Origin of the sequence: Enterobacter cloacae complex sp. SYL003 (assembly GCF_049236925.1) — a bacterium.
Lineage (GTDB): Bacteria > Pseudomonadota > Gammaproteobacteria > Enterobacterales > Enterobacteriaceae > Enterobacter > Enterobacter intestinihominis.
In genome coordinates this window covers 239,482-250,980 of record NZ_JBMKJK010000002.1, presented here as the reverse complement: position 1 = coordinate 250,980, position 11,499 = coordinate 239,482, and the positions used below count along the sequence as shown (strand labels likewise).

Genomic DNA, 11,499 nt, shown 5'->3' with positions numbered 1-11,499 from the left:
GCCGAAACCGAGCGTTAATCAAAATTCTGTTTTTACCAGCGTGCTTTCAGCAGGTTCGGCTGAATACCATTGATAGAATGGGTATTGCTGAACGGCTGCTTGATGCCTGCTTCGAATTCGTCGCGGAAATATTTAATCGCGCTCTGCAGCGGCTCGACGGCACCCGGTGCGTGAGCACAGAAGGTTTTACCTGGCCCTAAGAATCGACACAGTTGCTCAAGTGTCTCGATATCGCCAGGCTGGCCTTCGCCACGTTCGATAGCGCGCAGGATCTTCACGCTCCACGGCAGACCGTCACGGCATGGTGTACACCAGCCGCAGGACTCGCGGGCGAAGAACTCTTCCAGGTTACGCACCAGGGATACCATGCCGATCTCGTGGTCGACGGCCATCGCCAGCGCGGTACCCAGACGGCTGCCTGCTTTACCAATGCTTTCGAACTCCATTGGCAGGTCAAGGTGGGCTTCGGTTAAGAAGTCTGTCCCTGCCCCACCCGGCTGCCAGGCTTTGAATTTCAGGCCATCGCGCATGCCGCCGGCGTAGTCTTCAAGAATTTCACGTGCGGTGGTGCCGAACGGCAGCTCCCAGACGCCAGGATTCTTCACGCGACCGGAGAAGCCCATCAGCTTGGTACCGGCATCTTTACTTGATGAGATGCCCTGATACCACTCCACGCCGTTCGCAAGGATAGCCGGAACGTTACACAGGGTTTCGACGTTGTTTACACAGGTCGGTTTACCCCACACGCCGGAGCTTGCCGGGAACGGTGGCTTGGAGCGCGGGTTCGCGCGGCGGCCTTCCAGGGAGTTAATCAGCGCGGTTTCTTCACCGCAGATATAACGCCCGGCACCGGTGTGCACGAATAGCTCGAAGTCAAACCCGGTGCCCAGGATGTTTTTACCCAGCAGTCCGGCTTCAGTGGCTTCGGCAATCGCGCGACGCAGGTTTTCAGCCGCTTCGATGTATTCACCGCGCAGGAAGATGTAGCCACGGTACGCTTTCAGCGCGAACGCTGAGATCAGCATGCCTTCCACCAGCAGGTGCGGCAGTTGTTCCATCAGCAGGCGGTCTTTATAGGTACCCGGCTCCATTTCATCGGCGTTACACAGCAGGTAACGGATGTTCATGGATTCATCTTTCGGCATCAGGCTCCACTTCAGACCGGTGGAGAAGCCCGCACCGCCGCGCCCTTTCAGGCCAGAATCTTTTACCGCATTAACGATGTCGTCTGGCGCCATGCCGCCGAGGGCTTTACGCGCACCGGCATAGCCGTTTTTGCTCTGATATTCGTCGAGCCAGACCGGCTGTTTGTCATCGCGCAGACGCCAGGTCAGCGGATGCGTCTCAGCAGTACGAATTACAGTTTTCATTTGTACTGCTCCAGCAGGTCAGGAATCGCTTCCGGCGTCAGATGGCTGTGAGTGTCCTCATCAATCATCATGGTCGGTCCCTTGTCGCAGTTACCCAGGCAGCAGGTTGGCAGCAGGGTAAAGCGTCCGTCGAACGTGGTCTGGCCCGGCTTAATATTAAGTTTCTTCTCAATCGCAGCCTGAATGCCCTGATAACCGGTAATGTGGCAGACAACGCTGTCACAGTAGCGGATCACATGGCGGCCGACCGGCTGACGGAAGATCTGGCTGTAGAACGTGGCTACGCCTTCTACGTCACTTGCCGGAATGCCCAGCACTTTTGCGATCTCATAGATCGCCCCATCCGGCACCCAACCACGCTGTTTCTGTACGATTTTCAGCGCTTCAATGGACGCCGCACGCGGGTCTTCGTAGTGGTGCATCTCGTGCTCAATGGCGGCACGCTCTGCTTCACTCAGCTCAAAAGCCTCGGTTTGTGGTTGTTGATTCTCGTGCATAATTAGCGGTCCACATCTGACATAACAAAATCGATACTACCCAGATACACAATCAGGTCGGAGACCAGACTGCCGCGAATAGCGGCCGGGATCTGCTGCAGGTGCGCAAAGCTTGGCGTACGCACGCGGGTACGGTAGCTCATGGTGCTGCCGTCGCTGGTGAGGTAGTAGCTGTTGATACCCTTGGTCGCTTCAATCATCTGGAAGGATTCTTGTGCCGGCATGACCGGGCCCCAGGAAACCTGCAAGAAGTGGGTGATCAGGGTTTCGATATGTTGCAGCGTGCGCTCTTTCGGTGGCGGCGTCGTCAGCGGGTGATCCGCCTTGAACGGGCCTTCCGGCATGTTGTTGAGGCACTGCTCAAGGATGCGCAGGCTCTGGCGCAGCTCTTCCACTTTCAGCATCACGCGGGTGTAGCAGTCGGAAACGCCGCCGCCAACCGGGACTTCAAAGTCGAAGTTCTCGTAGCCAGAGTAAGGACGGGCTTTACGCACGTCGAAATCAATACCGGTCGCACGCAGGCCAGCACCTGTGGTTCCCCACTCCAGCGCCTCTTTCGCGCCGTAGGCGGCAACGCCCTGGGAGCGGCCTTTCAGGATGGAGTTACGCAGCGCGGCTTTCTCGTAAGACGCCAGACGTTTCGGCATCCAGTCGAGGAATTCACGCAGCAGGCGGTCCCAGCCGCGCGGCAGATCGTGCGCCACGCCGCCGATGCGGAACCAGGCCGGGTGCATACGGAAACCGGTAATCGCTTCCACCAGATCGTAGATTTTCTGACGGTCGGTAAAGGCGAAGAAGACCGGCGTCATCGCGCCGACGTCCTGAATGAACGTGGAGATGTACAGCAGGTGGCTGTTAATACGGAACAGTTCAGACAGCATCACGCGAATCACATTAACGCGATCCGGGACGGTGATGCCTGCCAGTTTCTCAACAGCCAGCACGTATGGCATCTCGTTTACGCAGCCGCCGAGGTATTCGATACGGTCGGTATACGGAATGTAGCTGTGCCAGGACTGACGCTCGCCCATCTTCTCAGCACCACGGTGGTGGTAGCCGATGTCAGGCACGCAGTCGACAATCTCTTCGCCGTCAAGCTGAAGAATAATACGGAATGCACCGTGCGCAGACGGGTGGTTTGGACCGAGGTTAAGGAACATGAAGTCCTCGTTTTCGGTGCCGCGCTTCATGCCCCAGTCTTCCGGCTTGAAGGTCAGCGCTTCCATCTCCAGATCCTGCTTGGCTTTGGTCAGCTCAAACGGGTCGAATTCGGTGGCGCGTGCCGGGTAGTCTTTACGCAGCGGGTGGCCGGTCCAGGTCTGCGGCATCATGATGCGCGTCAGATGCGGGTGGCCGTCGAAGGTCATGCCGAACATTTCCCAGGTTTCACGCTCGTACCAGTTAGCGTTCGGGAAAAGTTTGGTGATCGTCGGCAGATGCATGTCGTTTTCAGACAATGCCACCTTGAGCATGATATCCGTGTTGCGTTCTATTGAGATCAGGTGGTAGAAAACGGAAAAATCCGCAGCAGGGAGACCCTGGCGGTGCGTTCTCAGACGTTCGTCCATGCCGTGTAAGTCAAACAGCATGACGTAAGGTTTTGGCAATTTCTTGAGGAAATCGACAACTTCCAGTAATTGCTCACGCTTCACCCAAACAACGGGTACCCCGGTGCGGGTGGCCTGAACAGTAAAGGCATCCGGCCCAAAACGGTTGCGCAGTTCGCCAATGACGGGGTCATCGAGATGATCCCGGGTCTGCCAGGCGGCTTCTTGCGCGGTTAAGTCGGTCATATTGTTCACCATTGCAAATGGTCCGTGGTGACTGTTAAGCCTGGCTTCGCGCTATTTGAGTAGTGATATGCGAAGGTGTTCTCCAGGCCCACAGGCGCAAATTAAATTTCGTCAGGCGTACGCAGGTTGGTGACGGCAATACGTTCACCACGTTTACGCTCGCGCTCAGACTGCATGTTCGCGCGATAGACACCTTGATCGCCAACAACCCAGGAGAGCGGACGGCGTTCTTTACCGATTGACTCCTGCAGCAGCATCAGCGCCTGCATATAGGCTTCTGGACGCGGCGGGCAGCCCGGGATGTACACATCCACCGGAATGAACTTATCAACGCCCTGCACAACGGAATAAATGTCGTACATACCGCCGGAGTTTGCACATGCGCCCATGGAGATAACCCATTTTGGCTCCAGCATCTGGTCATAAAGACGCTGAATAACCGGTGCCATCTTGGTAAAGCAGGTCCCGGCCACCACCATCAGGTCAGCCTGACGTGGAGAAGCACGCAGTACCTCGGCCCCAAAACGCGCAACGTCATGCACCGCAGTGAATGACGTCACCATTTCAACGTAGCAGCAAGAAAGGCCAAAGTTGTATGGCCAGATGGAGTTCTTACGGCCCCAGTTGACCATATCGTGCATGGCATGTTCGAGTTTGCCCATGTACACGCTTTTGTTGACTTCTTGCTCCAGGGGGTCGGTTACGATCTCCTGTTTTTGCAGGGGGTAACGGTCATTCTCACCGTTAGGATCTATGCGGGTGAGCGTATAATCCATCTTATTGCCTCGCTGTTACTGCTGACGATTAGAGATACTGTTTTCCGGGTTGATGTGTTCACGGCGTGAACGCACAGGTGTCCAGTCCAGCGCGCCAATACGCACCAGATAAACCAGACCGGCCAGTAACACTAAAATGAAAATTGCGGCCTCGACAAAGCCCACCCAACCACTTTCGCGAATGGAGGTAGACCACGCGAAGAGGTAAAGCGCTTCCACGTCGAAAATGACGAAGAACATGGCTACCAGGTAGAACTTGGCAGACAGGCGTAAGCGAGCGGTACCTACTGAATCAATACCTGATTCGAAAGGTGTGTTTTTGTGCCTTGCGCGGGCGCGACCGCCCAGGAACCAGCCGCCGACTAACATCAGGCAGCACAGGCCAATGGCTACAATAAGAAAGATTGCGAATGCCCAGTGATGAGCGATGACTTCTGTGGATGTTGACATACTCATTGCTTACTCATCAAAAGTGATACCGACGACACTGCTCTTGCTGGCAGATGGGCATCACATCGATTCATGGGGAGGAACAAAATAACCTTACACTAACTGTCAGAAATGAGACATAGACAGCAAAATGATGGGGTTTTTTACTCCTTTCTATAACCTTTTGTCAACTTTAACAAAGGTTTCTTCACATTAAATTACAACGTGCGATTCTCATTAACATTTGGTGCCCTTTAACCCTGGTGGGTACATGACTTTACGTCAAATGCATCTTGTTGAATCGTGTCCGTTTTGGAAGTAAAAAAAATAACCCTCCTATTTTGACAGGATTTGCCAACGATTCCTCCCCCCAAATGGGAGTATTTTCTTGATCTGAGACACGCTTTTGTTAATTCAATCAAAAAAACAGCAACATATTTCCTGTTTTTTTAACATCGGCGGGGTATTAGGCAAGTTAGAAGAGGTATCGTTTACAACTTAACCAAAAGCATTTTCTGCATTGATAAATAAGCGGTATTTGCTTTAACCCTGCTCCGTTCGCGGTTATGAATAGCAAAAAAAACCACTCGCAGGAAAAAATCATGCGAGTGGCTCTTTTTTGCACTTACATTTTGTTACGAGAATTTTGGGGGAATGATCACTCAAAATCCCTTTCCACAATCAGGGAGTCATCCCCTCCTTCCGGAGTAACAGGCGCGTACTGCCATGGATTGTGGTAGTTTTCCATTGCCTCGAATACCACTTTCGCTAGCTCGTTGTTGCTGGCGGCATTATGGCACAGCAGGTACTCCGTATCCGGCAACGACGGGAGTCCCTCAGATTGACCCAGCACACGCAGATCGGGGCTCATCATCTCCACCGGACGGGCTGTTACGCCAAGTCCGGCCTTCACTGCCGCTCGTACCGCAGGCAACGTTGACGCAACGTACGCCAGGCGCCACGGAATACTGGCTTCGTTGAGCGCAGTCAGCACCATATCGCGGAACGGACTAGGATCGTCCAGCAGGACCAGGGGTATTGGCTCACCTTTTTGCAATACGTACTCCGCGGCACAGTACCAGTGCGTAGGAGAAGTACGCAGCGTCAGGCAGTCATACTGGCCAGGTCGATGCGTGGTGACCACCAGGTCAACCTCGTTTTCTTTCAGCATCTCAACCATGAAGGCATTGCGTTTAACGCTAACGTCCAGGGCAAGCTTCGGATAAACCGAGCTAATTCGGTTGAGAAGGAAGGGCAAAATGGTATCTGCTGATTCATCTGACGCCCCTAATGTTAACACTCCCTGAAGGTTGCTAAACATTAATGACATACAGGCTTCATCATTAAAGCGCAGTATCTTTCTGGCATAACCCAGAAGCTGAATACCATGTTCTGTTAAAAGCTTATTACGTCCATGACGCGCAAAAAGCTCTTTACCAACCAGTTGTTCCAGCCGCTGCATTTGCTGACTCACGGCGGACTGGGTACGGCAAACGGCGGCAGCAGCTGCTGCAAAAGTGTTGAGATCGGCGACCGCAACAAACGTTCTCAGCAGATCGAGGTCGAGATTCATTATCGGACGATTTGCATTTATCATATCTTTTCACTTTCAGGTTGCTCGTGCGGAGCTGCCCGGGTTGAAGCTGTGTGTAACAGTTAAGCAATTCCTTCTGAAGAGTTTCCCTCGCGTCCCGGCCCGGCAGACTGCCTGACAGATAGTTATTGTACTTTGGTATATCAACAGTCAGAAATCACGTTTCATGACGTTATTTTTATTCTCTTGCGTTCAGGATATTTCGTTATCTGAAGGTAGATGTAAATTCCATTAAGAGTAAGACATGTTTTCTGTCATCTATATCGCAGCGTTGCCAGCGTAGCAACATGTGACTTACCCAATCAGCCAGAGATTACTTTAACAATAACAATCGATTAATACAGGAAGGCAGAAGCTGATATACGTAACAGGCCTATCGCTACGCTGCATTCCCAAAACACATCTTAACCCAAATCCACTATATTTATAAGTCTTATTGCAATATAACGGATTTAACGCCAATGATAAGCAACTACACTCTTTTTATTAAAATTAACGAAAGTTGCATTTTCGTCGTTAATAATAAATAAAGTTTAATTTAGATTCAGGCCATTCATTAATAACACTTAACATTAATTTCACATGAGTAACTTTTAACCTGGCTTTGCTAATAGAGCAAACTGTATCTCAGCATTCAGGTTTTACGAATGGTCACCCAGGGGGACTAACGCTTCAGTCCGGATCGTCTTTTTATTTAAATCAGAATAATATTAATATTTATGTGAAACTTTCAGCATAAAAAACCCAACAATAAGCGTTTTCACGGTAATTTTAGGCGCAAAATCACTCCATCATTAGATTAAGCAATCACAGCAGTGCTGCCTGGTTGGACAAAATCTTCTTCTGTGCGCCCTTCAAAACGAAGCGCGGTGGGAGTACATTGTTCCGTGCTGCTTCCACGGCAGGAAGTTGCAATAATAGCGAAAAGGTTAAAGGTTCATGTCCCCTATCGAAAAATCCAGCAAGCTCGACAACGTCTGTTACGACATCCGTGGCCCGGTACTCAAAGAGGCAAAACGCCTTGAAGAGGAAGGCAATAAGGTCCTGAAACTCAACATCGGCAACCCCGCGCCATTTGGTTTTGAAGCGCCGGATGAGATCCTGGTGGATGTGATCCGTAACCTGCCCACTGCACAAGGCTACTGCGATTCAAAAGGGCTCTACTCCGCCCGTAAAGCCATTATGCAGCATTATCAGGCTCGCGGTATGCGCGACGTCACCGTTGAAGATATCTACATTGGCAACGGTGTCTCGGAGCTGATCGTTCAGGCGATGCAGGCGCTCCTGAACAGCGGCGATGAAATGCTGGTTCCCGCTCCAGACTATCCGCTGTGGACGGCTGCGGTATCACTCTCCAGCGGTAAAGCGGTGCACTATCTTTGCGATGAATCGTCGGACTGGTTCCCGGATCTGGATGACATTCGCGCCAAAATAACACCGCGCACCCGGGGAATCGTGATCATTAACCCGAATAACCCGACGGGCGCGGTCTATTCAAAAGAGCTGCTGATGGAGATCGTCGAGATCGCCCGCCTGCACAACCTGATCATCTTTGCCGACGAGATTTACGACAAGATCCTGTACGACGCGGCGCAGCACCACTCTATCGCCGCGCTGGCGCCCGATCTGCTGACGGTCACCTTTAACGGACTGTCTAAAACTTACCGCGTTGCAGGTTTCCGTCAGGGCTGGATGGTACTGAACGGTCCGAAAAAACATGCGAAAGGCTACATTGAAGGGCTGGAGATGCTGGCATCCATGCGTCTGTGCGCCAACGTACCGGCGCAACATGCGATCCAGACAGCACTCGGGGGCTATCAAAGCATCAGCGAGTTTATCGTTCCAGGCGGCCGCCTCTATGAACAGCGCAACCGTGCATGGGAATTAATTAATGATATTCCGGGCGTCTCCTGCGTGAAGCCTAACGGCGCGCTGTATATGTTCCCGAAAATCGACGCGAAGCGCTTCAATATTCACGACGACCAGAAAATGGTGCTCGACTTCCTGTTGCAGGAAAAAGTGCTGCTGGTTCAGGGGACGGCGTTTAACTGGCCGTGGCCGGATCACGTGCGTATTGTAACCCTGCCGCGCGAAGACGATCTCGAAATGGCCATCAGCCGCTTCGGGCGATTCCTCTCGGGGTACCATCAGTAACGCTGACTTTCCGCCGGGTGGCGCTGCGCTTACCCGGCCTGTAACATCTGCAAATTTGCATCTTCCCTCCCCTCCCCGCACAATGAAGTCCGTCGCAGTGAAGACATAAGGTAACCTATGAGTCAGAGTCATTTCTTTGCCCACCTCTCCCGCCTGAAACTCATCAACCGCTGGCCGCTGATGCGCAACGTGCGCACTGAAAATGTGTCTGAGCACAGTTTGCAGGTTGCTATGGTCGCTCATGCGCTGGCCGCAATTAAAAACCGCAAATTCAACGGGCAGGTTAATGCCGAACGTATCGCCCTGCTGGCGTTGTACCACGATGCATCGGAAGTGCTGACCGGGGATCTGCCTACGCCGGTGAAATATTTCAACTCGCAGATTGCCCAGGAATATAAGGCCATTGAGAAGATTGCCCAGCAGAAGCTGATCGATATGGTGCCTGATGAGCTGCGTGATATCTTCGGGCCACTGATCGACGAGCATCAGTATACGGAAGAGGAGAAATCCCTGGTTAAGCAGGCCGATGCGCTGTGCGCCTACCTGAAATGTCTGGAAGAGTTATCCGCGGGGAATAACGAGTTCCTGCTGGCGAAAACGCGCCTGGAGAAAACGCTCGACTCCCGCCGTAGCGAAGAGATGGATTACTTTATGCAGGTGTTTGTGCCGAGCTTCCATTTGTCGCTGGATGAGATCAGTCAGGATTCACCGCTGTAGTTTTTCGCCCAGCGGCGCTGCGCTTGCAGGGCCTACGGATCACGTAGGCCGGGTAAGGCGTAGCCGCCACCCGGCAATGTTCTCAGAACGGGAATAACACCGGAATCAGCACCACGCATACCAGCATCACCAGCACGGTGAACGGCACGCCAATTTCACGAAGTCGCTGGATGAGATTAGCAAGGATTCACCGCTGTAGTTTTTCGCCCAGCGGCGCTGCGCTTGCAGGGCCTACGAATCACGTAGGCCGGGTAAGGCGTAGCCGCCACCCGGCGATGTTCTCAGAACGGGAATAACACCGGAATCAGCACCACGCATACCAGCATCACCAGCACGGTGAACGGCACGCCCAGCTTTACAAAATCGCTGAATCGATAGTTTCCCGGCCCCAGCACCAGGGTATTGACCGGGGAAGATACCGGCGTCATAAATGCCGCGGACGCCGCCATCGCTACCACCATCGCAAACGGATAGGGCGAAACGCCCATCGATTTTGCCATCGCCAGCGCAATAGGTGCCATCAGCACCGCCGTTGCGGTATTGGAGATGAACAAACCAATGGTGGCGCACATGACGAACAGGCAAACCATCATCAGGTACGGACCATATCCCCCGCCCGCGTCCATTAAGCCTTTTACGATCAAATCCACCCCGCCGGTTTTCTGTAGCGCCAGGGCAAAGGGCATCATCCCAACGATGAGAATGATGCTTGGCCAGTGAATCGCTTTGTAAGCGCTTTCGGCGTCGATACAGCGGAATTTGCCCATTAACAGACAGGCGATTATCGCCGCCACCGGGTTAGGGATCTCGTCCGTCAGCATCAACGCGACCATCAAAACCAGGCAAAAAATCGCATGGGGCGCCTGACTGTGCGCCGGTGACGCGTCACTCTCTTCAATCGGCATATTCAGCACCACAAAATCGCGGCCTTTCTGCCCGAGCTGGCTTATCAGTTTCCAGTTGCCGACCACGAGGAAGATATCCCCCAGCAGGATCGGCTCATCCACCACCGCCCCTTCAAGGGCTACGCCATCGCGCTTCAGGCCCACCACGTTGAGGCCATAGCGGGTACGAAAGCCGATTTCGCGCACGGTTTTGCCCAATAACTCCGATTCCGGGATCAGCGACACCTCGGCCATTCCCACATCCAGCGCCCGGTCGGAGAAATACTCGCCGCGCAGCACCATCGGCTCCAGCAGCTGCTCGCTACAAAACTCTCGCAGATCCACGTCCGCGGTGGACATATCAATCAGCAGGACGTCACGAGCGCGAAACTCTGACACCCCATTCACGTTAACGATTACCCGACGAAAACGACGCCAGCGCTCAACCCCGATGACGTTCGCGCCATAGCGTTCGCGTAGCTTAAGGTCGTCCAGCCGCTGGCCTATCATCGGCGAACCGGGGCGGATAGCCAGCCGACGGGCGCGCCCGGTCAGACGGTACTCTTTGATCAAATCGCGAAAAGTTCGCCGCTTCCAGCCCTCTTTGGCTTTGTCCTGCTTCTCCCCTTTCAGCGCGAAACGGGTCAACAGCATATAGATAATGCCCATCACCAGTACAACCAGCCCGATCGGCGTGACGCTGAAAAAGCTAAACCCCTCAAGCCCCTCACGGATCAGTTCGCTGTTTACGACGAGGTTCGGCGGCGTCGCGACCAGCGTCATCATGCCGCTGATGAGCCCGGCAAAGCTCAACGGCATCATCAGCCGCGACGGGGAGATCTGCATCCTCATGCAGACGCTCAGCACAACCGGAATAAAGATGGCCACGACCCCCGTCGAGCTCATAAACGCACCCAGTCCGGCGACCGTCAGCATCAGGTAAATCAGCATTTTGGTTTCGCTGCTGCCCGCCACTTTAACCAGCCACGACCCCATCATCGTCGCCACGCCGGTGCGTACCAGCCCGTCGCCAATAATAAACAGGGCGGCAATCAAAATAACGTTGGGATCGCTAAACCCGGAAAAGGCTTCCGGCAGGGAAAGGGTACCGCTCAGAACGAACGCGACAATCACAAACAGGGCGACGGCATCCATGCGCACCTTGCCCGTGGCAAAAAGAATGATGGCGATTAACAGCAGGCTCAGGACCCAAATCAGTTCACCGTTCACAACATGTCCTTGTCAGTGGAGGAGAAGCAATTCTGCCATAAAAAAGCCCCGGTAA

9 protein-coding genes and 1 pseudogene are annotated in these 11,499 nt (G+C 53.5%); 2 read left to right on the top strand and 8 right to left on the bottom strand.

Translation table 11 applies throughout. The features are described from left to right. Positions 1–32: 32 nt before the first annotated feature. The 6 genes from nuoF to lrhA form a co-directional block, all read right to left on the bottom strand. Positions 33–1,370, bottom strand: a complete 1,338-nt coding sequence (gene nuoF / locus ACOT1A_RS03775; RefSeq protein WP_006811381.1) for an NADH-quinone oxidoreductase subunit NuoF — start codon at positions 1,368–1,370, stop codon at positions 33–35. After that, on the bottom strand, positions 1,367–1,867 hold the full coding sequence (nuoE, locus tag ACOT1A_RS03770) for an NADH-quinone oxidoreductase subunit NuoE (RefSeq protein WP_006176513.1): 501 nt from the start codon (positions 1,865–1,867) through the stop codon (positions 1,367–1,369). Before nuoE ends, nuoF begins: the two co-directional genes overlap by 4 nt. Before the next feature lie 2 nt (positions 1,868–1,869). Further along, on the bottom strand, positions 1,870–3,672 hold the full coding sequence (gene nuoC / locus ACOT1A_RS03765; protein WP_276169881.1) for an NADH-quinone oxidoreductase subunit C/D: 1,803 nt from the start codon (positions 3,670–3,672) through the stop codon (positions 1,870–1,872). 89 nt (positions 3,673–3,761) lie between these two features. Next, complete coding sequence (nuoB, locus tag ACOT1A_RS03760) at positions 3,762–4,436, bottom strand: NADH-quinone oxidoreductase subunit NuoB (protein WP_003861482.1); 675 nt, start codon at positions 4,434–4,436, stop codon at positions 3,762–3,764. A 15-nt stretch (positions 4,437–4,451) separates the two neighbouring features. After that, on the bottom strand, positions 4,452–4,892 hold the full coding sequence (nuoA, locus tag ACOT1A_RS03755; RefSeq protein WP_003861475.1) for an NADH-quinone oxidoreductase subunit NuoA: 441 nt from the start codon (positions 4,890–4,892) through the stop codon (positions 4,452–4,454). Positions 4,893–5,523: 631 nt separating this feature from the next. Further along, positions 5,524–6,462, bottom strand: a complete 939-nt coding sequence (gene lrhA, locus ACOT1A_RS03750; RefSeq protein WP_032622483.1) for a transcriptional regulator LrhA — start codon at positions 6,460–6,462, stop codon at positions 5,524–5,526. 936 nt (positions 6,463–7,398) lie between these two features. On the opposite strand from lrhA, the gene alaA reads away from it, so the two are divergent. Together alaA and yfbR are read left to right on the top strand one after the other, a co-directional pair. After that, positions 7,399–8,613 carry an alanine transaminase AlaA gene (alaA, locus tag ACOT1A_RS03745; protein ID WP_022648831.1) on the top strand — a complete coding sequence of 405 codons (1,215 nt, stop codon included), beginning with the start codon at positions 7,399–7,401 and terminating at the stop codon, positions 8,611–8,613. A 117-nt stretch (positions 8,614–8,730) separates the two neighbouring features. Next, positions 8,731–9,330 (top strand): 5'-deoxynucleotidase, encoded by a 600-nt coding sequence (gene yfbR, locus ACOT1A_RS03740; RefSeq protein ID WP_022648832.1) that lies wholly within the window; start codon positions 8,731–8,733, stop codon positions 9,328–9,330. Between the two features lie 82 nt (positions 9,331–9,412). On the opposite strand, the pseudogene ACOT1A_RS03735 reads toward yfbR, so the two are convergent. Both ACOT1A_RS03735 and ACOT1A_RS03730 read right to left on the bottom strand, forming a co-directional pair. Beyond that, positions 9,413–9,487: pseudogene (locus ACOT1A_RS03735) on the bottom strand (hypothetical protein); the annotation flags it as partial. 124 nt (positions 9,488–9,611) lie between these two features. Further along, entirely contained in the window at positions 9,612–11,444 is a 1,833-nt protein-coding gene (locus ACOT1A_RS03730) for an SLC13 family permease (RefSeq protein ID WP_022648833.1), read from the bottom strand. Between the last annotated feature and the right edge of the window lie 55 nt (positions 11,445–11,499).